This is a genomic window from Streptomyces sp. NPDC001714, assembly GCF_042892755.1.
Taxonomy (GTDB): domain Bacteria; phylum Actinomycetota; class Actinomycetes; order Streptomycetales; family Streptomycetaceae; genus Streptomyces.
The window spans coordinates 1-23,292 of sequence record NZ_JBIAUL010000016.1; the positions used below are offsets into that span (position 1 = coordinate 1).

Consider the following 23,292-nt stretch of genomic DNA (forward strand, 5'->3'; position numbering starts at 1 on the left):
TTGACTTTTGGCACGCTGTTGAGTTCTCAAGGAACGGTCGCTTCCTTTGTACTCACCCTCTCGGGCTTTCCTCCGGGCTTCCCTTCGGTGTTTCCAACCTTACCAGATCCGTTTTCCGTTCCGTTTCCGGTCGGAATTCAATTCCGGTGGCCGCTGGACAGCCTTTGCCTTTTCGATTGCCTTCCGGCTCTCTTTCGGCGAGTCCGACTTTATCAGAAGTTCTTGGCCGGTCTGACCGGCCACTCATTCCTGAGTAAATCGGGGGTGGCTTCAATGTCTCGGAGAGAACTCTCCGTTGTGAAGCAGATCGATTCTAACGATCAGCCCCGAACCTGTCCAGTTCTAGGCAACTGTTTGAATCTACCTCCCCATCCAACCCGTGTCAACGGGTCTTCCGGGGCGAAGAGGAGACTAGCAGCTCACAGGGGGTCTCCGCACATCAGGCGGCCGTCGGGACGAGCGCGCTGCGCTCGGACTCCTCAAGGTCACCCGTCTCGCCGGCGCGAGCGGCACGGCCGCCGACGACGAAGACGTAGGCGAGAAAGGCCAGCTCAGCGGCTACTCCGATGCTTATACGCGCCCACGTCGGCAGGCCCGATGGGGTGACGAAGCCTTCGATGGCACCGGAGACGAACAGGACGAGGGCCAGGCCGATCGCCATGCCCACGGCGGCGCGGCCCTCTTCGGCCAGGGCTGTACGGCGGCTGCGTGGGCCCGGGTCTATGAGGGTCCAGCCGAGGCGGAGTCCGGTTCCCGCGGCCACGTAGACCGCGGTGAGTTCCAGCAGCCCGTGCGGGAGGACCAGGCCCAGGAAGGTGTCGAGTCGGCCGGCCGAGGACATCAGGCCGAAGCCGACGCCCAGGTTCAGCATGTTCTCGAAGAGGATCCAGAGGACCGGGAGACCGAGGAAAACGCCCAGGACCAGGCACATCGCGGCGGCCCTGGCGTTGTTGGTCCACACCTGCGCGGCGAAGGAGGCCGCGGGATGGCTGGAGTAGTAGGTCTCGTACTCGCCGCCGGGGCGGGTCAGCTCGCGGAGCTGGCTGGGGGCCGCGATGGTCGACTGCACGTCCGGGTGGGTGCCGATCCACCAGCCCAGGACGATCGCGATGGCGGTGGATATGAGCGCGGTGGGCACCCACCAGTGGCGGGACCGGTAGACGGCGGCCGGGAATCCCTGTCCGAGGAAACGGGCGACGTCGCGCCAGGAGGCGCGGCGAGTGCCTGTCACGGCGCTACGCGCGCGTGCCACGAGTTGGCTGAGGCGGCCGGTGAGCTGTGGATCGGGAGCGCTGGACTGGATCAGGGACAGGTGGGTGGCGGTGCGCTGGTAGAGCACGACGAGTTCGTCGGCCTCGGCTCCGTTGAGGCGCCGCTGGCGACGGAGGAGCGCGTCGAGACGGTCCCACTCGGCTCGGTGCGCGGAGACGAAGACGTCGAGGTCCATCGGGTCTGCCTGCTCCTCGGCTGGTCGTCGACTGCCTGTCGTAGCAATGTCGCAGCTGTCAGCTTGTCGTACTGGGGCGCGATGCGCCCTCAGCTTGGCAGACTTGCGCTGTACAGGGCAGACCAGGGGAAGGCGGCGGGCGTGAGTGAGCTGGTGACAGGCGAGGCGGTGGCGCTCGAACTGCGTCCTGCGAGGCTGCCCAGCAGGGCGCTTGCCGTGCTGCTCGACCTGATCGTGACCTTCACCGTGTACCTCGGTGTCTTGATCGGCCTGGCGGCGGCCACGGCCTCGCTCGACGACGCCGCTCAGATCGCCCTGGCGATCGCGGCCTTCCTGCTGGTGCTGGTCGGTGCGCCGATCGCGGTGGAGACGCTGAGCCACGGGCGATCGCTCGGGAAGATGGCGTGCGGACTGCGGGTCGTGCGGGATGACGGCGGGCCCATCCGGTTCCGTCATGCGCTGGTGCGGGGCGCTCTCGGTGTGGTCGAGATTCTGATGACATTCGGCGTCGTCGCCTGTATCGCCTCGCTGGTCTCGGCACGGGGGCGGCGGCTCGGTGACGTGTTCGCGGGGACCCTCGTCGTGCGGGAGCGGGTGCCCGTCGGGCAGACTCGTTTCGTTCCGCCGCCTCCGCCCTGGCTGGCGGGGCGTTTCGCCGGGCTGGACCTGTCGGCAGTTCCGGACGCGCTGTGGCTCGCCGTCCGGCAGTACCTCACGCGGATGCAGCAGCTCGATCCGCAGGTCTCGTGGGCGATGGCCGCGCAGCTCGCGGGGGATCTCGCGACGCGGACGGGGACTCCGGCGCCGACGGACATTCCGCCGGCCGTGTATCTGGCGGCGGTGGTCCAGGAGCGGCAGGCCCGTGAAGCCCGGCGGGCCTTCGCCGACCATGCTCCTCCGTCTGCCGGTGTCCCCAACGCGTACGCGCCGCCGGTACCCGGTGCGCCCCCTGCACCTGCTCCTGTTCCCGCCCCCGCGCCGGTCCCTCCGCCGTCGGCTGTGCCCGTGGCTCCTCCCGCGGCGGCGGCCGAGCGGCCGGCGACCGGGTTCGTGCCGCCGGCCTAGACACGGTCCGGCCGGGGGGCCCGCTGCTCAGGTCTCGGGGTCCGGGAAGACCGACGGCGGTGACCGCAGGTCCTCCAACTCGATTCCGGGCGCCGCCAGGACCACGTCGCCGGCGAGGTGCACAGGGTGCTGTTCGCCCGTGTCCAGGGCTGTGACCTGGTACTCGTCCACGGTCAGAGGGCCGTTGTCAGTAGCGTGTGCTTCTCTTCTCAGCAAGGCCCAGGACTGGTCCACGGTGCGCGGGGCGAGGACCGGGTCCGTGAAGGCCACGAGGCGTACGCGGGTCGCGGCGGCGGAGGGGGTGAGACGCAGGAGACGGGCGGTGGCGACCAGGAACGCGGGGGACGTGCCGGTGAAGGCGTGGGCGCGCGCATTGCCTTCGGTGGCGTGGGTGCCGGTGGGGTCCGTACGGACCCAGGTGACGCCGTCGAGGGCGGCGCCACGGACCTGCCAGCCCCCGGCGTGGAGTTCCAGGCGGATGGGGCGGCCGAGGTAGTCCAGGGCGAGATCGACCGAGCCGCTGTGGTCACCGGAGGGGGTGGTCACCTGGGAGACATAACGCCAGCCGGAGGGGCCGGGGGCGCACTGGAAGTGTTCTTCGCCGAGGGGGGTGTGATCGTGCGGATCGTGGAGCGAATAGCGGCCGCGGGGCATGGGGGTCCTGGGGCTTGACGGGGCGTGGGTCCGGCGCTCGGACCTGCGGTACGGCCGCGCGAGCGGTCGACGGGCCAAAGGGGCAGGCCCCCGGCACGGGGGTGCGGGGGCCTGCCTCGGCGGAGCGGGGGACCTGCCACCGGGAGAGCGCGTCGGTGCACGGGCGCGCACTCCCGGTGGGCGGGATCCGGACTCAGTAGCGGTAGTGGTCCGACTTGTACGGACCCTCGACCTTCACGCCGATGTACGCGGCCTGCTCGGGGCGCAGCGTCGTCAGCTTCACGCCGAGCGAGTCCAGGTGCAGGCGGGCGACCTTCTCGTCGAGGTGCTTGGGCAGCGTGTAGACGCCGACCGGGTACTCGTCGGGCTTGGTGAACAGCTCGATCTGGGCCAGGGTCTGGTCCGCGAAGGAGTTGGACATCACGAACGAGGGGTGGCCGGTGGCGTTGCCCAGGTTCAGCAGGCGGCCCTCGGAGAGGACGATGAGCACCTTGCCGTCGGGGAAGGTCCAGGTGTGGACCTGCGGCTTGACCTCGTCCTTGACGATGCCGGGGACCTTGGCGAGGCCGGCCATGTCGATCTCGTTGTCGAAGTGGCCGATGTTGCCGACGATGGCCTGGTGCTTCATCTTGGCCATGTCCGAGGCCATGATGATGTCCTTGTTGCCGGTCGTGGTGACGAAGATGTCGGCCTTGTCGATGACCTCGTCGAGGGTCGTGACCTGGTAGCCGTCCATCGCGGCCTGAAGGGCGCAGATCGGGTCGATCTCGGTGATGATCACGCGGGCGCCCTGGCCGCGCAGGGACTCCGCGCAGCCCTTGCCCACGTCGCCGTAGCCGCAGACGACCGCGGTCTTGCCGCCGATCAGGACGTCGGTGGCGCGGTTGATGCCGTCGATCAGGGAGTGGCGGCAGCCGTACTTGTTGTCGAACTTCGACTTGGTGACGGCGTCGTTGACGTTGATCGCCGGGAACAGGAGGACGCCGTCGCGCTGCATCTCGTACAGGCGGTGGACGCCGGTCGTGGTCTCCTCGGTGACGCCGCGGATCTCGGACGCCAGCTGGGTCCACTTCTGCGAGCCGTCCGTGATGGTGCGGTGCAGGAGTTCGAGGATGACGCGGTGCTCGTCGGACTCGGCGGTGTCGACCGAGGGGACCTTGCCGTCCTTCTCGTACTCGACGCCCTTGTGGACGAGGAGGGTGGCGTCACCGCCGTCGTCGAGGATCATGTTGGGGCCGCCGGTGGGGCTGTCCGGCCAGGTCAGCGCCTGCTCGGTGCACCACCAGTACTCCTCCAGGGTCTCGCCCTTCCAGGCGAAGACCGGGATGCCCTGCGGGTTGTCGGGCGTGCCGTTCGGGCCGACGGCGATAGCGGCGGCCGCGTGGTCCTGGGTGGAGAAGATGTTGCAGGACGCCCAGCGGACCTGCGCGCCCAGGGCGACCAGGGTCTCGATCAGGACGGCGGTCTGCACGGTCATGTGCAGGGAGCCGGTGACGCGGGCGCCGGCCAGCGGCTGGGTCTCGGCGTACTCCTTGCGGATCGCCATCAGGCCGGGCATCTCGTGCTCGGCGAGGGTGATCTCCTTGCGGCCGAAGTCGGCCAGGGAGAGGTCGGCGACCTTGAAGTCCTGTCGGTTGTCGACAGTCGTCATTGCGAGCTGCTCCTCGGGTTGGGTCGAGGGTGGGTACGGCTGGTCTGCGCGGCGGCGGACACAGGGGTGCCCGAGAAGAGGACACAGGCATGCCCGCGTGCGCGCAGCGCAGTCCGTCGGAGGCCCTCTCTCCCTCGGACGGTCCGTCTGGGACCGCCCGACCGCCATCAGCAGCGACGTCTGGCTCCGTCCCAAGCTACACCGGAGGAGCGGGCCGTCCCCAGTCCGCCTCCGAACAGATCACGCCGTTCGAGGGGGTCAGTGGCCGGCGGAGTGGGGGGTCGGGCCGCCCGGGGTGGCTTCCGGGTCGGGGCCCTTGGCGGCCTCTGCCTCGCTGTAGATGTCGGGTTCCAGGTAGATCACGCGGGCGATGGGGACCGCGGTGCGGATGCGGGCCTCGGCGGCGTTGATGGCCTTGGCGACCTCGGCGGCCGTGTCGTCGTGCTGGACGGCGATCTTGGCGGCGACGAGGAGTTCCTCGGGGCCGAGGTGGAGCGTGCGCATGTGGATGATGCCGGTGACGGTGTCGCCGTCGACGATCGCGGCCTCGATCTTCTTGACCTCCTCGACGCCCGCGGCCTCGCCGAGCAGGAGGGACTTGGTCTCGGCGGCCAGGACCAGGGCGATCAGGACGAGCAGGACACCGATGCAGACCGTGCCGATGCCGTCCCAGACTCCGTCGCCGGTGAGTACGGCGAGGCCGACGCCGAGGAGGGCGAGGACCAGACCGATGAGGGCGCCGAAGTCCTCGAGGAGGACGACGGGCAGCTCGGGGGCCTTGGCGCGGCGGATGAACTGCGACCAGGACAGCTTGCCGCGCAGTTCGTTGGACTCCCTGATGGCCGTCTTGAAGGAGAAGCCCTCGGCGACGACCGCGAAGACGAGAACGCCCACCGGCCAGTACCAATGCTCGACCTCGTGCGGGTGGCTGATCTTCTCGTAGCCCTCGTAGATGGCGAACATGCCACCGACGGAGAAGAGCACGATGGAGACGAGGAAGGCGTAGATGTACCGCTCGCGGCCGTAGCCGAAGGGGTGCTGCGGGGTCGCCTCGCGCTGGGCCTTCTTGCCGCCGATGAGCAGCAGGAACTGGTTGCCGGAGTCGGCGAGCGAGTGGACGCCCTCGGCGAGCATCGACGAGGAGCCGCTGAACGCGAACGCCACGAACTTCGATGCCGCGATCGCGAGGTTGGCGCCGAGTGCCGCCACGATCGCCCTGGTGCCGCCTGACGCGCTCATGTGTTCGCGTTGTCCCTTCTCGTTCTCGCCGTCGTCCGTCTTTGCCGGTGCTCGTCTTTGCCCGTGCTTTGCCGGTGGGTCATTCTTGCAGCCCTGTCCGGGAACGGCTCATCAGGTATCCACACCACCGGTAGGACAATCAGACCCCGCGAGAGGCGCAGACCTCTCAGACGATCACCGTGGCGCGGAACACCGTGCCCGCGCCCGACACCTCCGCCTTCTCGGCCGCCGGGACGAACACGGAGCGGCCGGGGGCCAGGTCGTACTCGCCGACGCGGACCGAACCGGCCGTGCAGAGCAGGATCTGCGGGGTGGGCAGGGTCAGGTCATGAGCCGCGGCGCCCTCGGGCAGGACGTACCGGGAGAGCCGGAACTCGTCGATCGGCGTCTCGTAGACCTCCTCGCCGTCCGGGGCCGCCTCGGGGCGCAGCACACCGGCGTCGCCCGCCTCGAAGCGGACGATGCGGAGCAGTTCGGGGACGTCGACGTGCTTGGGGGTGAGGCCGCAGCGCAGGACGTTGTCGGAGTTGGCCATGATCTCGACGCCGAGGCCGTTGAGGTAGGCGTGCGGGATGCCGGCACCCAGGAAGAGGGCCTCGCCGGGCTGCAGGCGGACGTGGTTGAGGAGCATCGCGGCGATCACGCCGGGGTCGCCCGGGTAGTGGTGGGCGATGTCGGCGTAGGGCAGGTAGTCGCCGCCGAGGCGGGTACAGGCAGCCGTGGCCTCGGCGACCGTGTGGGCCATCTCCTCGCGGTCGGCGGTCAGGATCGCGGTGAGGACCTCGCGCAGAGCCGCTTCCTCGGGATGGACGCGCAGCAGGTCGACGTACGGCTTGAGGGAGTCGATGCCGAGGCCGTCGAGGAGTTCGGCCGTCCGCTCCGGGGCACGGAAGCCGCACAGGCCGTCGAACTCGGTGAGCGCGCAGATCAGTTCGGGCTTGTGGTTGGCGTCCTTGTAGTTGCGGTCCGGGGCGTCCACGGGAATGCCGCGCCGCTCCTCGTCCTCGTACCCCTCCCTGGCCTGCTCGAGGTCGGGGTGCACCTGGAGGGAGAGCGGGGCGCCGGCGGCGAGGATCTTGAGCAGGAAGGGCAGGCGCGGGCCGAACCTGGCCACGGCCTCCTCGCCCAGTTCGGCCCTCGGGTCCGCGTCGATGACCTCGACGAGCGTGCCGCGCGCGGTGCGCGAGGGGGCGCCGGGGTGCGCGCCCATCCACATCTCCGCCTGCGGCTCGCCGCTCGGCTCGACCCCGAGCAGCTTCGGAATGGCGGTCGGGGAACCCCAGGCGTAGGGGCGGATGGTGTTGTCGAGGAGATCCATGACTTCTCTCTGCCGGTTCTCTCTGCGGGCGGGGCAAACAGGGTTGCGCGGGGGCGCGGTGGCACGGGGCACATGGTCCGCCGTACGGGTCGTACTCCGGTGTACGGCGGTGTACGGCGGCCGTGTTCACCGTGTGTTTCCCTGCCGGTTCGCCTTCGTTACGGCCCTCAGGTCGTCCCTCGCGCGGCGGGCCCGGTGCCGGTGTCCACTTCAGGCCCTCGAAGCGAGCGTCAGGTAAACGGCGGCGAAATCCGTGACGGCGATCAGTTCCGCCAGGGTCTCCAGCTCGTCGCCCGCCTCGGGCTCCAGCTCGCTGATCGGGGTGTCGTGACTGAGGGCGAGGTCGCGGGCGGCGGGGGCGGCGGTGAGGCCGCCGATGGGGCGGTCGCGGAGCAGCACCACGCGCGCGTGCAGCGCCGGCGCCTCGTCCACGCGGTCGCGGAAGAAGTCTTCGGGGTCGGCGCTGGCGGCGAGCGGACCGGCGAGCAGGGCGGTGTGGGCCGCCAGGGCTTCGGGGAGTTCGGCGACCAAGGCGGGGCGGCCGGCCAGTTCGGCGAGGGCGGCGGCGAAGCGGCGGCCGGCCGGGCCTGCCGAGTCGCCCTCCGTCCAGACCACCGGGAGCGCGTCGGCGAGTTCCGCGGCGAGGGTCTTGGCCGGGTTGCTGTAGGTCACGATGGCCGGGCCGCAGCGCTCGGCGATGTGGTCGAGGCGGTCGGCGACCTTCTCCAGGGCCTCCGGCGGGGCGGTGACCAGGCCGATCCGGTCGAGGAGCGCGAGCAGCGGGGTGAGCAGTGCCCACAGGACGCCCGGGGAGGAGCCGGCGAGCGGCTCGCCGTGGTCGTACGGGGCCGTCGCCATCGGCATGAACAGGCCGTGGGCGCCGGCCACCGCCTCGGCGAGCGGGGTGCCGGCGGGAGCCACGGCGGCGACCGAGCAGCCGTGTCGGTAGGCCTGGTCGGCGAGGAGGGAGAGGCTGGGTTCGGTGCCGTCCGGGGTGGCGATCAGCAGCAGGTCGACGGAGCCGGCCCAGCCGGGTAGTTCCCAGCGCAGGGCGCCGGCGGCCGGGGCGACGCCGGTGGGGGCCAGGCGGGTGACGGGGCTGCCGGGGCCGGCCAGCGAGCCGAGGAGGTCGGCTGCGTGGGTGGCGGCGACGCCGGGGCCCGCGATCAGGACGGCGCGTGGGCGGCCGTCCGGCTTCAGCTCCTGGACACCGGCCTCGTTGGCGTGCCGGGCGGCCGTACGGACGCGGGCGCCGGCCTCGGCCGCGCCGCGCAGCAGACCTCGGCGGTCGGCCCTGGCGAGGTCCTCCGGGGTGTCGAGCAGCGTTTCGTCGAGCATGGAGCGGCCTCCGGTTGCCGGGGTCCTGATGTTTCGCGGTTGTGGGGCCTGCTGCTTACGCCGGGCGGCGGGCCTCGTCGACGAGGAGGACGGGGATGCCGTCGCGGACGGGGTACGCCAGGCCGCAGTCCTGGCCGGTGCAGATCAGCTCGGCGTCCTGCTCCTTGAGGGTGGCGTGGCAGGCCGGGCAGGCGAGGATCTCCAGGAGGCCGGCTTCGAGCGGCATGGGGGTTCCCTTCGGGGTGGATGTTCGCGTGCGGTCAGGTTACCGCCGGTGGGGTGGGTTGGGCTGGCCACGGGTGACGGCTGAGCGTCCGCCGGGGTGACCGCCCAGGGGGCTCCGCCCCCCGGAGCCCCGGGACCTTCGCCCACCCGCCGACCGACTCGGTCGATCGAGAAGCGAGGGCGGGGCGAGGCGACTCGGCCGGTGGAGAGGACCGGGGGACGGGGTGGCTCGGAGACCGACGGGGGCGCGGTGTGCCGTCTGCCGACTGCGGCGCCGTCGTGGTTGGTCGCGCAGTTCCTCCCCCAGCCTTCGGCCTTCGGGTACCCGCTTGGCGCCGCGGGCACCCTTCGGCCTCCGAATCGCCCGACGCCGCGGCCCTTCCGGCGGAATACTCAGGCGGATCGGGCCGCCGGCAGGTGAGCCGGGTGAGGAGTCGGGGTCAGGCCCTGATGATGGCCAGTACCTCGTCGCGGATCTTCGTCATCGTCGCCTCGTCCCTTGCCTCCGCGTTCAGGCGCAGCAGCGGTTCCGTGTTGGAGGGGCGGACGTTGAACCACCAGTCGGCGGCGGTGACGGTGAGGCCGTCGAGGTCGTCCAGGGTGAGGTCGTCGCGGTCGCCGTAGGCCGCGCGGATCGCCGCGAGGCTGGCCTGCTGGTCGGCGACCGTGGAGTTGATCTCGCCGGAGCCGGTGTAGCGGTCGTACTGGGCGACGAGGGAGGAGAGGGGGGCGGACTGGCCGCCCAGGGCCGCGAGGACGTGCAGGGCGGCCAGCATGCCCGTGTCGGCGTTCCAGAAGTCCTTGAAGTAGTAGTGGGCCGAGTGCTCGCCGCCGAAGATCGCGCCGGACGTCGCCATCTCGGCCTTGATGAAGGAGTGGCCGACGCGCGTGCGGACGGGGGTGCCGCCGTTCTCCCGGACCACCTCGGGGACGGTCCAGGACGTGATCAGGTTGTGGATGACCGTGCCCTTGCCGCCGTTCTTCGCCAGTTCGCGTGCGGCCACCAGGGCCGTGATCGCCGACGGGGAGACCGGCTCGCCGCGCTCGTCGACCACGAAGCAGCGGTCCGCGTCGCCGTCGAAGGCCAGGCCGAGGTCGGCCGACTCGGCGCGCACGCGCTGCTGGAGATCCACGAGGTTGGCGGGGTCGAGCGGGTTGGCCTCGTGGTTCGGGAAGGTGCCGTCCAGTTCGAAGTACATCGGGACCAGGGTCAGCGGGAGGCCCTCGAAGACCGTCGGGACCGTGTGGCCGCCCATGCCGTTGCCCGCGTCGACCACGACCTTCAGCGGGCGGATGGAGGTCAGGTCCACGAGCGAACGCAGGTAAGCCGCGTAGTCCGACAACGTCTCCCGGGTGGTGAGGGTTCCCGGCGTGGCGGCCGGCTCGGGGGCGCCCTCCTGCGACCAGCGCTGGGCCAGCTCCCGGATCTCCGCCAGGCCCGTGTCCTGGCCCACCGGCGCCGCTCCCGCGCGGCACATCTTGATGCCGTTGTACTGCGCGGGGTTGTGCGAGGCCGTGAACATCGCGCCGGGCAGGCCGAGGGCGCCCGAGGCGTAGTACAGCTGGTCGGTCGAGCACAGGCCGATCTCGGTGACGTCGACGCCCCGGGCCGCCGCACCGCGCGCGAAGGCGCGGGACAGAGCGGGCGAGGAGGGCCGCATGTCGTGGCCGACGACGATCGCGGCAGCACCGGTCACCTGGACGAACGCGGCGCCGAACAGCTCGGCGAGCGCCTCGTCCCACTGGTCCGGGACCACCCCGCGTACGTCGTACGCCTTCACGATCTGCGACAGATCAGCAACAGCCACCGGCCAGCCCTCCTGGAATCCTCTCGGTCGCCACAAACTACCTGTCCCGGGTGAGGAGCCGACGTGAGATCCCCCGGCGGACACCCGGCGGACTCCCGGCTGTGATCTGCGGTGATCCAACTCGGGCGAGCGCGATCGATCGCAGTCGATAGAAGTCGGCAGGAGTCGGCATGAGGTGGCAGGAGGTGGCGGGAGGTGGCGGGAGGTGGCGGGAGGCGTCAGCAGTCGATCGCGGCGACTGACGGCGACCGCCGTCGAACGCGGCCGAGCGTCGTTGAGCGCCCCGGTCGAGCGCCGTCGTCGAGCGCGGTCCGGCGGAGTCCGCCGCCCGCTCACCGGTCCCGCCCGGCCCTGCACCTGCCCGGCGCTGCTCGGCCCGGCCTTGCTCGGCTCGGCCCGGCCCGGCCCGGCCCGGCCCTGCTCAGCTGAGCTCAGCTCAGCTCAGCTCAGCTCAGCTCACGGCAGCATCCAGCCCAGCACCGGCCCGCTCTGTGCCACCACGATCAGGCACATCACCAGCAGCAGCCCGAGGCTCCACGGCAGCACCCTGCGCAGCAGGTCGCCCTCCCGGCCCGCCAGGCCCACGGCCGCGCAGGCGATGGTGAGGTTCTGCGGGGAGACCATCTTGCCGAGTACGCCGCCGGAACTGTTGGCTGCCGCCAGGAGTTCGGGCGAGAGGCCCGACTCGTGGGCGGCGCTCACCTGGAGGGCGCCGAAGAGCGCGTTCGCCGAGGTGTCGGAGCCGGAGACGGCGACGCCGAACCAGCCGAGGACCGGGGAGAGGAAGGCCAGACCCGCGCCCGCCGCCGCCACGAAGTGGCCGATCGTGGCCGCCTGTCCGGAGAGGTTCATGACGTAGGCGAGGGCGAGGACGGACGTCACGGTGAGGATCGCGAACCGCAACTCGCGTACGGTCGCCGCCCATTCCGCGATCGCCTCGCGCGCGTGCACGCGCAGGACGGCCGCCGTGGCGATGCCTGCGAACAGGACCAGTGTGCCGCCCGTGGAGACGACCGGCCAGGTGAAGAGATTTCCTCCGACCGGTTCACCCTTCGGGTTGACGACGTCCAGGAAGGGCCAGTCGTAGACCCGGTTAACCTTGGCCAGCCAGTCCTTGACCGGCGGGATCTGGGCGATCGAGAAGACCGCGATGATCAGGGCGTACGGGGCGTAGGCGCGCAGGATTCGAGGCCGTTCGTCGCGCTCGTCCAGGTCCACGTTGCGGGCGCCCGTGAGGACGGCCGCGCGGACCTCCTCGGTCGCCGGCACGCGCGCGTGCGGCACGGCGAGCAGGGCGGCCGTGCCGGCCAGGGCGGCGCAGATGTCGGCGAGTTGGGCGGAGACGTAGTTGGAGGCGGCGAACTGGGCGGCAGCGAAGGCGACTCCGCACGCCAGGGCCGGTAACCAGGTCTCGCGGAGGCCGCGCACGCCGTCGATCAGGCCGACCAGCACCAGAGGCACCACCAGGGCGAGGAGCGGGGTCTGGCGGCCGACGACGGAGGCGACCGAGTCCAGGGGCAGGCCGGTGACCTGAGCGAGCGTCACCACCGGGGTGCCCATCGCGCCGAAGGCCACCGGCGCGGTGTTGGCCACCAGGGAGACCACGGCCGCGCGGACCGGGTCGAAGCCGAGGGCGACGAGCATCACCGAGCAGATGGCGACCGGGGCGCCGAATCCGGCCAGTGCCTCCAGGAGGGCGCCGAAGCAGAAGGCGACCACGAGGGCCTGGATGCGCGGATCGTCGGAAAGTCGCCCGAACGAGCGGCGCAGGACGTCGAAGTGCCGGGTGCGGACCGTCATCCGGTACACCCACAGGGCGTTGACGACGATCCACAGAATGGGGAACAGGCCGAACGCGGCGCCCTGGGCGGCGCTGGAGAGGGTCTGGTCCAGCGGCATGCGGTAGGCGAGCCCCGCGACGAGTACGGCTGCGAGAAGGCCGCTCAGGCCTGCCAGATGCGCTTTCACGCGGACCCCGCCGAGCAGGACCAGGACGATCAGCAGCGGCAGGGCGGCGACGAGGGCGGACAGGCCGAGCGAGTCGGCGACGGGTTCCAGTTCCTGAACGTACACGGGCGCCTCCCCGGGTTCCGGCATGCGGAAAGCCATTTCCCGCCGACGGTTGTCCGGAATGGTCGTGTCCGCGACAAGCGCGCGTCAATGGGCGTGCAACGCGGAATGCACACGCGCGGAAGCCGCACACGGAAGGCACACACAGAAGGTGATCGCGCGGAAGGCGACCGCGCGAAGCGGGAGGCGATCGCGTCAGGCCGTCAGTTGTCCGGTGACCGCAGCACCCGCAGATGGCCGCGCCGCGCGACCTCCATCGGGTCCGCGCCACGGCCGCCGCCCGCCTCGGCCGCCCGCTCCTGGGGGCGGGCCGCCTCGCGCACCGCGTTCGCAAGCGCCTCCAGGTCGTCCCCGCTCGGACGGGCGGGAGCGGAGCCGTCCAGGAGGCGGACGACCTCCCAGCCGCGCGGGGCGGTGAGGCGCTCGGAGTGCTCGGCGCACAGGTCGTAGCAGTGGGGTTCGGCGTAGGTGGCGAGCGGGCCGAGGACCGCGGTCGAGTCGGCGTAGACGTACGTCAGCGTCGCGACGGCGGGTCGGCCGCAGGCGGTTCGCGAACAGCGACGTACAGGGCTCACGACGTTGGACGGTACCGCACTCTTGAGCGGGCCGCGACGACTCTCCCCCAGGTCACTCCACCGTGTCGTACTGTGAAACGCCCCACACACCCCTCCTGACACGCCCGACTGACCTGCGGAGAAGAGGTCGTCCGGGGTCATGGTCGACACCGCATCCGGTCACCAGTCGGTACAAACACCGTCAATTGCCTTGAGTTCACCGGTCTCGTGGAGATACGGAAACGAGCCCAACCTTGGCCGGAATGGTCATCCTGTGACATGCCGTCCCGGGCGGTGTCGGTGCGTGGAGCGGCGCGGCCGGAGCCTGCGAGGACTACGCTTCACCAGTGATGGACAACCGTGTACCGCCCCGTGCCGCCGGCCCCGGGCCCCGTCGACGCGATCGCCACGGTCGGGGCATGCGCGGGCCGATCGCACCACCTCAGGTGCCGCTGGCCGCGAGCCGCGCCGACGTGTTCGCGGACCTGGTGCAGGACTCAGTGGAACGCCTGGAGCGGCGCTGGCCGCAGCTCGCGGACATCGATTTCCTGGTGCTCGAGGTGCCCCGGCTGCAGGACCGGCACAGCGACAGCTGGGACGACGAGGCGGTGCCCCTGGGCGGCATCATTCCCGCGCGCGAGGGACGCCGGGCACGCGTGGTCGTCTACCGGCGTCCGGTCGAGATCCGCACCAAGGGGCGCGACGAGCGGGCCGCGCTGGTGCACGAGGTCGTCGTGGAGCAGGTCGCCGAGCTGCTCGGCCTCACCCCGGAGACGGTCGATCCCCGCTACGGCGAGGACTGAGCCCCCGGCGACCTCGCGCCGCCCGCCTACTTCTGCAGCACCGACACGTCCTGGTCCGCCTCCGGTACGGCCACCGTGCCGCGGTCGTCCGGAAGGGTCTGGATCGTGAAGCCCGGGACACCGCCCTCGGTGGCGGCCAGGGTGCGGGCGCCGTAGACCGGGCCGCCGGAGACCGTCTCCACGGTCAGGGCGTAGGTGCCCTTCAGGCCGGACGGGGCCGGGGCGTCGATGTTCTGGGTGGTGCCGGACTTGATCGTGAACGTCTTGGACACCGCCGTGCCGCCGCCGCTGCCCGCCGACGCCGTGACCTTGACCTGGGCGGTCGCGGTGGGCGCGGTCAGCGAGAGAGTGGTGCCCTTGCTGCTGTTGTCCGCGGACGTCGCGCGCGTGCCGACCGGCGCGGTCGCCGGGATGTACGCGGTCTCCTGGTTGCCGCCCTTGCCGCGGGTGACGCGCAGGGCGGCCACCACCGGGACGGACTGGTCGGTGGGCGTGAGGATCAGCGAGCCCGCCTCGCCGCGCGTGACGTCGCCGAGGTCGGCCGCGGTGGTCATGCCCGACTTCACGTGCAGCGTCTCGTTGCCCGCCGGGGTGATCGTGCCGTCCGGGGAGGCGAGGCGCACCTTCAGGTCCGCGTCGCTGTCGCCGGTGGTGAAGGCGATCAGCCGGACGTCGGTGGCGTCCTTGGGGATGCCCGGCAGCACCAGGCTGCCCGCCGGGTCGGCGGAGGCGGCCAGCCAGTCGCCGCCGGTCTTGTCGTCCAGGGCCTGCACGCTCGCGCCGACCCGGCCGCTGCGCACGCTCACGTGCACGGTCAGGTCGGTCTGCCGCTCGTCGGTGAGCGTGGAGAGCAGGACCGGCTCACTGGCGTGCGGCTGGACCGTGATGCCCTCCCCCACCGAGGACTTGAGCTGGCCGTCCTTGCCGTACAGCTCGATGTCGACCACGGCGGCGCTGTCGTCGGGGTTGGTGAGGTGCACGTAGTCGGTACGGCTCGCGGCGGTGCTGGCGCCGGGGAACCAGAAGTCGGTGTCGGCCGCCGTGCAGTTGACCCCCTGGAGACCGCGCCCGGTGCCCGCGGCGACCTCGGTGGTCTCCTGGACCGTCCACCCGGGGGCGTACTTGCCCTCGGCGGTGCCGACGTAGGCGGGTCCGTCCGCACCGGAGGTGTCTCCGGTGGCCGGGGTGCCGGGTGTCCTGGGGGTGAGGACGGGCTTGGCGGCCTTCTTCTTGCCGCCGCCGGTCCCGTCCGCCGACTGCTCGGTGGCGGCCTGGAGTTCGGCCTTGCCGTCGCTCGTGGTGCCCTTGGTGACGGGCGTGAACGACGTGTACGAGGTGTCCGCGATGTCGGACAGGCTGGGCGCCGGGCACAGCAGGGTGGTGCGCTCCACGGGCAGCTGGGCGGCCGCGTCGGCGGTGTGCGTGGGGGTGCCGGCCGCCGGGTCGAGCGCGGCGAACCCGGTGACCGCCGCGAGGGCCGCCGTACCGGCGAGCAGGGACAGGGTGGTGCGGTTCACTGCTGGCTCCCGTCGTGGTGCTCGCCGCCGGTGCCGTGGTGGTGCTGGGCGGCCGGGTCATAGGCGGGGTCGTAGGCGGGGTCGTAACCCTGCTGGTACGTCGGGTCGTACGCCGCCTGCCCCTGCTGGCCGCCGTAGGCGTACGGGTCGTACTGGCCGGTCTGGTAGGGGTCGTAGGTCTGCTGGTCGTAGCCGCCGGTCTGGTACTGGCCGGCGCCGGCGCCCTGGTACGGGTCCGCGTAGCCGGTGTCGTAGCCGTCGGCCTGCGGGTAGGACGCCGGGTCCCACTCGTCGTACGGCTGCTGCTGCGGGACCGCGGCCCGGGTCTCCTCCTGCGGAGCCTGCGCGGCCGCCGACGGCAAGTCGGTGTCCTCCGGGGTCTCCTGGGACTCCTCCTCGGCCTCCGCCTGGGCGCGCAGGCGGCGGGCGCGGCGGCCCTCGCCCTCGGTGGCCTGGGCGGGGATCGGCTGCTCCTCGGGGAGGTCGTCGTCGACGTCACGGCGGCGGCCGGGCAGGGCGAGGACGACCAGGACGACCGCGAGCGCGCCCTGCGCCCACAGCCAGGCGGTGTGGGTGAACGGGGTGTCGTAGGTGACGTCCAGCTTCCCGCCGGAGGAGGGGAGTTCGAAGCCCTGGGCCCAGCCGTCGACGGTGGTGCGGGTGAGCGGCTTGCCGTCCAGGGTGGCCGTCCAGCCCGGGGAGGCCGAGTCGGCCAGGCGCAGGATGCGGCCGTCGGCGCCGGACGGGACGGTGGTGTGGACGTCGACGGGTCCGGCGGCCACGGAGGCGGGGGTGCCGGAGCCGTTCGCGGAGACGATCGTCGCGCGGGAGACCTGCTGGTCGACGCGCCACAGGGCGCTGCCGTTCTGCTGGCTGAGCCGGGACAGGCCGGGGGTGGCGTCGAGCACGCGCGTGATGTCACGCGGCGCGCCCTTGCGGACGAGGACGTAGCGCACCGCGAACCCGCCGAGCTGGTCGGCCTGGTCGGCGCCGGAGCCGGCGACCAGGTTGGCGACGACCTTGTCGAGCGTGGCGTTCTCGCCGTCGGCGGCGGCCACTTCGGCGTCTCCCATGCGGGCGCCGGAGCCGCGCACCAGCATGTAGGTCACGCGCGCGGTGCTGTCGCTGTCCAGGACGAGGGTGCGGACCTGGTCGGTGGTGGTGCTGTCCTCGGCGACGAAGGCGGGCACCTGGGTGGGGTCGCGGCGCTCGACCGGGCCGTCGGCGCCCGCGATCATCCAGCCGGCGGCGAGCAGCAGCGGGCCCGCGGCGGCGGCGAAGGCGATCAGGGCGGCCACCGGCTGGCGCCAGCCGAAGCTCTGCTCGGCGACCCGCGAGCGCGCCCCGTCGGCGCCGAGCGCGCCGGCGGCCAGGATCGCGATGCCGTAGACGAGGGTCGCGGGGCCGGCCCAGGTGGACTTGTTGGACAGGACCGCGAAGACCAGGCCGACCAGGGCGACCGCCCAGGCGGTGCGGACCGCCGACTGGCGCTCGGAGCGCAGCAGGGCGGCGAGCGCGGCCAGGACGACGCCGATGAGCAGCAGTCCGTCGACGGTGCCGGGGCCGCCCGGGCTGGCGCCGAGCAGGTCGAGGGCGGAGGCGGCCGAGGAGCCGTAATCCAGCCCGGCCTCCTTGAAGAAGCCGAACGGCAGCAGGGTCAGCGACCAGGGGGCGAGGACCAGCAGCGGGGTGCCGAGCTGGGCCAGCAGCCGCAGGCCGGAGGCGACCAGGTCGGAGCGGCGCACGGCGAGCACGGCGAGGCCGAGGACCAGGGCGATCGGCCAGACGATCGGCGTGAACGCGGTGGTGAGGGTCAGCAGAAGCGCGTACGCCCAGGTGGCGCGCCAGCTGCCGCGTGCTCCGGAGGAGTGCGTGAGGCCGCTGGCCGCGATGCCCGCGCGGGCGATCAGCGGCAGCAGGATCGCGAGGACGGCGGTGCCGATGCGGCCGCCCGCGAGGGCGCCGGTGGCGGCGGGCAGGAAGGCGTAGGCGATGGCCGCCCAGGCGCGCAGCAGGCGCGAGGTGACCAGCGGGCGGGAGGCGAAGTAGGCGGTGAACCCGGCCAGCGGCACCGAGGCGACCAGGAGCACGGTGACGGCGAGCCCGGTGGAGCCGAACAGCAGAGAGGCGAACGAGGCGATGATCGCGAGGTACGGCGGCGCGGCGGGGGTGCCGCCGGCGCCGACCGCGTGCCAGGCGTCCAGGTAGCGCGACCACAGCTCGCTCGCGGTGCCCGGTGCGGGCAGCAGGGCGCCGCCCGCGAGGGCGCCGGAGCCGAGCAGCGCGCGGCAGGCGACCAGGGAGAACAGCAGCAGCACCAGGAAGAGCACCGGGCCCGGTTTGCGGGCGATGCGCTTGAGGCGGGCGAACTGCTCGATCTCCAGGAAGTCGGCGTCGTCGCCGCCGGGCCCGGACTCGACCGCGCCGCCGTGCCGGCCGGCCGCGGAGATCTCGTCGTCGCCGCCGAAGAAGTTGCCCGCGACCTGTTCGACGGTGGCCCGGACGGTGGCGCCGGGCGGCGGGAACAGGGGGCGCAGCTCGCCCTTGTCGACCTGGGAGCGGCCGCGCCTGCGCCGCCCGGCGATGATCCGCTCGGGCCGCAGCAGGGTGCCGAGGAGGCCGCGGATCTCGTCGAGGGCCTGTCCGGGGACCTTGCCGACGAGGTAGGCGACGGTGCGCAGCAGGGTGCCGAGGACCAGGCGGAACAGGATCCAGGGCAGCACGGCCGTACGGGCGTTGACCAGCAGGGTGTAGATGGCGCCGGCCTTGTCGACCTTGTGCGGCGAGGTGGCGGTGCGGCCTGCGCAGTCGACGGTGCGGCGCTCGCGGGAGGCGGCCTCGGCGTGCCGTACGACGGCCTCGGGCGCGACCAGGACGCGGTGGCCGGCGTTGTGCGCGCGCCAGCACAGGTCGACGTCGTCGCGCATCAGGGGCAGCCGGCGGTCGAAGCCGCCGAGTTCCTCGAAGACGTCGCGGCGGATCAGCATGCCGGCGGTGGAGACGGAGAGCACGGGCCGCACGTGGTCGTGCTGGCCCTGGTCCTGCTCACGGCGGTCCAGGCCGGTCCAGCGGCGGCCGGAGTTGGCGATGGTGACGCCGACCTCCAGGAGCTGTCGGCGGTCGTACCAGCCGCGCAGCTTGGGGCCGACGACCGCCACGTCGTCGCGGCCCAGCTCCAGCTCGTTGTCGACGACCCGCAGCAGCTGGGCCAGGGCGTCGGGTTCCGGGGCGCAGTCGTCGTGCAGCAGCCACAGCCACTGGACCGGCTCGCCATACGGCAGCTCGGGCATGTCGTACGCGTCGTCGCGCCACTGGCGGGTGACCGGGTCCCAGCCGCTGGGCCGCTTCAGGTACGGCAGGTCGTCCGGGGTGAGGACGGGCGCGGTGCGGCTCGCCTCCTCGACGGCCTGGCCGAAGCCGGTGCGGCGGGCGAGGTGCAGGACGTTGGCGTCGCCGAGGGACGCGGTGAGCTGCTGGGCGGAGTCGTCCGCGCTGCCGGTGTCGGCCGCGACGGCGTACTGGACCGGGCGCTCCTGGCCGAGCAGCCCGGCGAGCGCGTCGGGCAGCCAGCGGGCGCCGTCGTGGGAGACGAGCACCGCGGTCACCACATGACGCGGAAACTCAGGTGTGGCAGCGGTGTCTTGGGCTGCCGTGTGGCTGTGCACGGACATCGAGGTACGGGCCCCGGTTCGATGGACTGCGGTGGACTCCTGCGCCCGCTGGTGGCGGCGAGGCGTCTCGGACGAGCGCCCACACTATCGGCTGGGCATGTCGACGGCCCGCCGCCTGTGGATAACCCACCTGCGACGGGCCGTTCGCGCAGCTCAGATGTGTGCGTTGTGTGGACGTCCGCTTCGGACGGCAGCCCCTGCGGGTCAGACGGCGGCCTTCTTGAGACGGCGGCGCTCCCGCTCGGAGAGTCCGCCCCAGATACCGAACCGCTCGTCGTTGGCGAGGGCGTACTCGAGGCACTCGGAGCGCACCTCGCAGGCGAGGCAGACCTTCTTGGCCTCTCTGGTGGAGCCGCCCTTCTCGGGGAAGAAGGACTCGGGGTCGGTCTGGGCGCACAGCGCGCGCTCCTGCCAGCCGAGTTCCTCGTCCGCGTCGTCGACCAGCAGTTGCTGCACCAGCTCGGTCATGTGCGCCCCTCGTCTGTCTTTCACGTCCCCGTGCCCGGCCGTTACCGATTTCGGCTGAACGACACGAGTGAAATTACAAGTGTGCTGCTCCGGGCGAGTCAAGCCGAGATCTGCTATTGGGCCCGTTATTCACTCTGCGGAACCAAGGCCGTGCGGAAAGTGTTCAAATCGGCATAAACCTTGACATGCAGACGAGGCCCCGCTCGAGGCCTCCGACCCCATACAGAGCTTGTACGGAGAAGGACGCCCAGATGTTCGATCGCGTTCCGAAGTGGCTCGCGCGCCCGGTTGTGCGCCATGTGTCCCGGGTGCCCAGTGAACAAACCTTTCGCCAGCGAGATGGACCGGATGAGGTGAACCATGTCCCACATACCGGGCGTCGAGTTGACACGAGAGGTGTGAACCGATGTGCTGGTGGGCATGCTCGCGAACTTGGCACCCACCTCGACCCGCACCGCCGGGTCCCACGGTGCTGCCCGCGCTCGCTGTAGCTGTTGCTGTTCCAGCTGTTGAGCCGTAGCCGTCCCCGACCGCTCCCGCTCCGGCTGCAGACCGAGTCCCCCGGACTCGGTCTTCGCTTTTCGTTCCCCGCTGACCATCTTCACTGAGGAACCACCGCACCCCCATGAACAGCGACAACGACCTCCAGATCGCCGGCGACATCCTCGAAGTCACGCACCTGCTGCAGCCCCCGCGCGAGCACCCGGTCACCGTGGCCGAGTACGTCGGCCTGGCCCGCGCGATCGCCGCCGACCGTGCGCAGTGGGAGCACCTCGTCCAGTACGACGCGACCAGCCGCTGGTACCACCGGCTGCGCACCGGCCCCGGCTACGAGGTGTGGCTGCTGTCCTGGGTGCCGGGACAGGGCAGCGGACTGCACGACCACGGCCGCTCCTCCGGCGTGCTGACCGTCCTGGAGGGCACGCTCACCGAACGCACCGTACGCGGCACGCGCGCGCTGGGCGCCGGTGCACAACGGGCGTTCGCGCCGGGGTACGCGCACGAGGTGGTGAACGACGCGCTGGAGCCCGCGGTGAGCCTGCACGTCTACTACCCGGGGCTGACCGAGATGCCGATGCACACGGCGGCGGCAGGCGCCTGCGAGGCCCGTCCCGTGACTGCGTGACGCGTTGTCGGACCCGCCTGCAAGACTTGGCGCATGCGCATTGTGGTTCTGGCAGGCGGCATCGGCGGTGCCCGGTTCCTGCGCGGTCTGAAGCAGGCCGTGCCGGACGCCGACGTGACCGTCATCGGCAACACCGGGGACGACATCCACCTCTTCGGGCTGAAGGTCTGCCCGGACCTCGACACGGTGATGTACACGCTCGGTGGCGGTATCAACGAGGAGCAGGGCTGGGGGCGCGCCGAGGAGACCTTCCACCTCAAGGAGGAGCTCGCCGCCTACGGAGTGGGGCCGGACTGGTTCGGGCTGGGTGACCGGGACTTCGCGACGCACATCGTGCGCACCCAGATGCTGGGCGCCGGATATCCGCTGAGCGCGGTCACCGAGGCGCTGTGCGACCGGTGGAAGCCGGGCGTGAAGCTCATCCCGATGACCGACGACCGGGTCGAGACCCATGTGGCCGTCGAGGTCGACGGCGAGCGCAAGGCCGTGCACTTCCAGGAGTACTGGGTACGGCTGCGGGCGGGCGTCCCCGCCGAGGCGGTCGTCCCGGTCGGCGCCGAGCAGTCCAAGCCGGCGCCCGGTGTCCTGGAGGCGATCGCCGCGGCGGACGTGATCCTCTTCCCGCCGTCCAACCCGGTGGTCTCCGTCGGCACGATCCTCGCGGTGCCCGGCATCCGGGAGGCCATCGCGGACGCCGGGGTGCCGGTGGTGGGCCTCTCCCCCATCGTCGGGGACGCGCCGGTGCGCGGGATGGCCGACAAGGTGCTCGCGGCGGTGGGCGTGGAGTCGACGGCGGCGGCGGTCGCCGAGCACTACGGCTCCGGGCTGCTGGACGGCTGGCTCGTCGACTCCGTGGACGCGGGCAGCGTCGCGCGCGTGGAGGCGGCCGGCATCCGCTGCCGGGCCGTACCGCTGATGATGACCGACCTGGACGCGGCCGCGCAGATGGCCCGCGAGGCGCTGGCGCTGGCCGAGGAGGTGCGCGGGGCATGACCGACGCGATCGACACGACCGGCACGGCCGACGCGGTGCCCGCGTACCGGGTGTGGGCGCTGCCCGGGATCCCCGAGGTCCAGCAGGGCGACGACCTGGCGAAGCTGATCGCCGCGGCCGAGCCGGGGCTGGCCGACGGGGACGTGGTGATCGTCACCTCCAAGATCGTCTCCAAGGCCGAGGGACGGATCGTCGAGGCGGCCGACCGGGAGGCGGCGATCGACGCCGAGACCGTACGGGTGGTGGCCCGGCGCGGCGCCCTGCGGATCGTGGAGAACCGGCAGGGCCTGGTCATGGCGGCGGCCGGGGTGGACGCGTCCAACACCCCGTCCGGGACCGTGCTGTTGCTGCCCGAGGATCCCGACGCCTCGGCCCGTGCCGTCCGCGCGGGCCTCCGGGACGCGCTGGGCGTCAACGTGGGGGTGGTCGTCACGGACACCTTCGGGCGACCCTGGCGCTCGGGGCTCACCGACGTCACCATCGGCGCCGCCGGCGTGGAGGTGCTGGACGATCTGCGCGGGGGCGTGGACGCGTACGGCAACCCGCTGGTCGCGACGGTCGTCGCCACGGCCGACGAACTGGCCGCCGCCGGTGACCTGGTGAAGGGCAAGGCCACGGGGATGCCGGTCGCCGTGGTGCGGGGGCTCGCGCATGTCGTGGCGGACGCCGACGACGACGGGGACGGCGCGCGGGCGCTGGTCCGGGACGCGGGCAGCGACATGTTCCGGCTCGGCACGTCCGAGGCGGTCCGGGAGGCGGTGACGCTGCGGCGGACGGTGCGGGCGTTCACCGACGACCCCGTCGACCCCGGGGCGGTACGGCGGGCGGTCGCCGCGGCCGTGACCGCGCCGGCGCCGCACCACACGACGCCGTGGCGGTTCGTGCTGCTGGAATCGGCCGGGTCGCGTGTCCGGCTGCTGGACGCGATGCGGGACGCGTGGATCGCCGACCTGAGGAAGGACGGCAAGTCGCAGGAGTCCATCGCGAAGCGGGTGCGGCGGGGGGACGTGCTGCGGAACGCGCCGTACCTGGTCGTGCCCTGCCTCGTGATGGACGGGTCGCACACCTACGGGGACGCGCGGCGGGACGCGGCCGAGCGGGAGATGTTCGTGGTCGCGGCGGGGGCCGCGGTGCAGAACCTGCTGGTCGCGCTGGCCGGGGAGGGGCTGGGGTCGGCGTGGGTGTCGTCGACGATGTTCTGCCGGGATGTGGTCCGGGAGGTGCTCGCGCTTCCGGCGGGGTGGGAGCCGATGGGGGCGGTTGCCGTGGGGAAGGCTGCGGAGGCTCCGCGGGAGCGGGCGCCGAGGGAGGTCGGGGACTTTGTCGAGGTGCGGTGAGCTGCTTT

The 23,292-nt window shown here is 72.1% G+C and carries 18 protein-coding genes; 5 read left to right on the forward strand and 13 right to left on the reverse strand.

The window, feature by feature from the left end; all coding sequences use genetic code 11:
• Positions 1 to 439: 439 nt before the first annotated feature.
• Positions 440 to 1,447 carry a stage II sporulation protein M gene (locus ACFY0P_RS35025; RefSeq protein ID WP_388922482.1) on the reverse strand — a complete coding sequence of 336 codons (1,008 nt, stop codon included), beginning with the start codon at positions 1,445 to 1,447 and terminating at the stop codon, positions 440 to 442.
• 141 nt (positions 1,448 to 1,588) lie between these two features.
• Between ACFY0P_RS35025 and ACFY0P_RS35030 the strand changes: the two genes are divergently transcribed.
• Positions 1,589 to 2,512, forward strand: a complete 924-nt coding sequence (locus ACFY0P_RS35030) for an RDD family protein (protein ID WP_388923177.1) — start codon at positions 1,589 to 1,591, stop codon at positions 2,510 to 2,512.
• 27 nt (positions 2,513 to 2,539) lie between these two features.
• Here ACFY0P_RS35030 and ACFY0P_RS35035 read toward each other — a convergent pair whose 3' ends face one another.
• From ACFY0P_RS35035 to ACFY0P_RS35075, 9 genes are all read right to left on the reverse strand, one after another.
• Positions 2,540 to 3,166 carry a hypothetical protein gene (locus ACFY0P_RS35035; RefSeq protein ID WP_388922485.1) on the reverse strand — a complete coding sequence of 209 codons (627 nt, stop codon included), beginning with the start codon at positions 3,164 to 3,166 and terminating at the stop codon, positions 2,540 to 2,542.
• Positions 3,167 to 3,359: 193 nt separating this feature from the next.
• Entirely contained in the window at positions 3,360 to 4,817 is a 1,458-nt protein-coding gene (ahcY, locus tag ACFY0P_RS35040; protein ID WP_388922488.1) for an adenosylhomocysteinase, read from the reverse strand.
• Positions 4,818 to 5,075: 258 nt separating this feature from the next.
• Complete coding sequence (locus ACFY0P_RS35045) at positions 5,076 to 6,056, reverse strand: cation diffusion facilitator family transporter (protein WP_388922490.1); 981 nt, start codon at positions 6,054 to 6,056, stop codon at positions 5,076 to 5,078.
• Positions 6,057 to 6,222: 166 nt separating this feature from the next.
• Positions 6,223 to 7,374: a mannose-6-phosphate isomerase, class I gene (gene manA, locus ACFY0P_RS35050; protein ID WP_388922493.1), complete on the reverse strand. Its 1,152-nt coding sequence runs from the start codon at positions 7,372 to 7,374 to the stop codon at positions 6,223 to 6,225.
• A gap of 210 nt (positions 7,375 to 7,584) precedes the next feature.
• Positions 7,585 to 8,712, reverse strand: a complete 1,128-nt coding sequence (locus ACFY0P_RS35055) for an SIS domain-containing protein (protein ID WP_388922496.1) — start codon at positions 8,710 to 8,712, stop codon at positions 7,585 to 7,587.
• Between the two features lie 55 nt (positions 8,713 to 8,767).
• The gene (locus tag ACFY0P_RS35060; protein WP_293993735.1) at positions 8,768 to 8,938 is read right to left on the reverse strand and encodes a Trm112 family protein; all 171 of its coding nucleotides are present in this window, start codon (positions 8,936 to 8,938) and stop codon (positions 8,768 to 8,770) included.
• Positions 8,939 to 9,377: 439 nt separating this feature from the next.
• Positions 9,378 to 10,745 carry a phosphomannomutase/phosphoglucomutase gene (locus tag ACFY0P_RS35065; protein WP_388922499.1) on the reverse strand — a complete coding sequence of 456 codons (1,368 nt, stop codon included), beginning with the start codon at positions 10,743 to 10,745 and terminating at the stop codon, positions 9,378 to 9,380.
• A gap of 456 nt (positions 10,746 to 11,201) precedes the next feature.
• Positions 11,202 to 12,818: an L-lactate permease gene (locus tag ACFY0P_RS35070; RefSeq protein WP_388922501.1), complete on the reverse strand. Its 1,617-nt coding sequence runs from the start codon at positions 12,816 to 12,818 to the stop codon at positions 11,202 to 11,204.
• Between the two features lie 200 nt (positions 12,819 to 13,018).
• The gene (locus ACFY0P_RS35075) at positions 13,019 to 13,441 is read right to left on the reverse strand and encodes a DUF3499 domain-containing protein (protein ID WP_293994172.1); all 423 of its coding nucleotides are present in this window, start codon (positions 13,439 to 13,441) and stop codon (positions 13,019 to 13,021) included.
• A 278-nt stretch (positions 13,442 to 13,719) separates the two neighbouring features.
• Here ACFY0P_RS35075 and ACFY0P_RS35080 point away from each other — a divergent pair, with 278 nt between their 5' ends.
• Positions 13,720 to 14,172: a metallopeptidase family protein gene (locus ACFY0P_RS35080; RefSeq protein WP_388923180.1), complete on the forward strand. Its 453-nt coding sequence runs from the start codon at positions 13,720 to 13,722 to the stop codon at positions 14,170 to 14,172.
• Positions 14,173 to 14,198: 26 nt separating this feature from the next.
• On the opposite strand, the gene ACFY0P_RS35085 is transcribed toward ACFY0P_RS35080, so the two are convergent.
• The 3 genes from ACFY0P_RS35085 to ACFY0P_RS35095 all read right to left on the reverse strand — a co-directional run bounded on the left by ACFY0P_RS35085 (position 14,199) and on the right by ACFY0P_RS35095 (position 19,828).
• Positions 14,199 to 15,689: a DUF5719 family protein gene (locus ACFY0P_RS35085; RefSeq protein WP_388922504.1), complete on the reverse strand. Its 1,491-nt coding sequence runs from the start codon at positions 15,687 to 15,689 to the stop codon at positions 14,199 to 14,201.
• Complete coding sequence (locus tag ACFY0P_RS35090) at positions 15,686 to 19,360, reverse strand: glycosyltransferase family 2 protein (protein WP_388922506.1); 3,675 nt, start codon at positions 19,358 to 19,360, stop codon at positions 15,686 to 15,688. Before ACFY0P_RS35090 ends, ACFY0P_RS35085 begins: the two co-directional genes overlap by 4 nt.
• A 204-nt stretch (positions 19,361 to 19,564) precedes the next feature.
• Positions 19,565 to 19,828 (reverse strand): WhiB family transcriptional regulator, encoded by a 264-nt coding sequence (locus ACFY0P_RS35095; RefSeq protein WP_003975777.1) that lies wholly within the window; start codon positions 19,826 to 19,828, stop codon positions 19,565 to 19,567.
• A 625-nt stretch (positions 19,829 to 20,453) separates the two neighbouring features.
• Here ACFY0P_RS35095 and ACFY0P_RS35100 point away from each other — a divergent pair.
• From ACFY0P_RS35100 to ACFY0P_RS35110, 3 genes are read left to right on the forward strand one after another with little or no spacing between them, the layout of a single operon-like run.
• Positions 20,454 to 20,954, forward strand: a complete 501-nt coding sequence (locus ACFY0P_RS35100; protein ID WP_388922508.1) for a cysteine dioxygenase — start codon at positions 20,454 to 20,456, stop codon at positions 20,952 to 20,954.
• A 33-nt stretch (positions 20,955 to 20,987) separates the two neighbouring features.
• Positions 20,988 to 21,947 carry a 2-phospho-L-lactate transferase gene (gene cofD / locus ACFY0P_RS35105; RefSeq protein WP_388922511.1) on the forward strand — a complete coding sequence of 320 codons (960 nt, stop codon included), beginning with the start codon at positions 20,988 to 20,990 and terminating at the stop codon, positions 21,945 to 21,947.
• On the forward strand, positions 21,944 to 23,284 hold the full coding sequence (locus ACFY0P_RS35110) for a coenzyme F420-0:L-glutamate ligase (RefSeq protein WP_388922514.1): 1,341 nt from the start codon (positions 21,944 to 21,946) through the stop codon (positions 23,282 to 23,284). The genes cofD and ACFY0P_RS35110 overlap by 4 nt, the downstream gene beginning before the upstream one ends.
• Positions 23,285 to 23,292 lie beyond the last annotated feature (8 nt).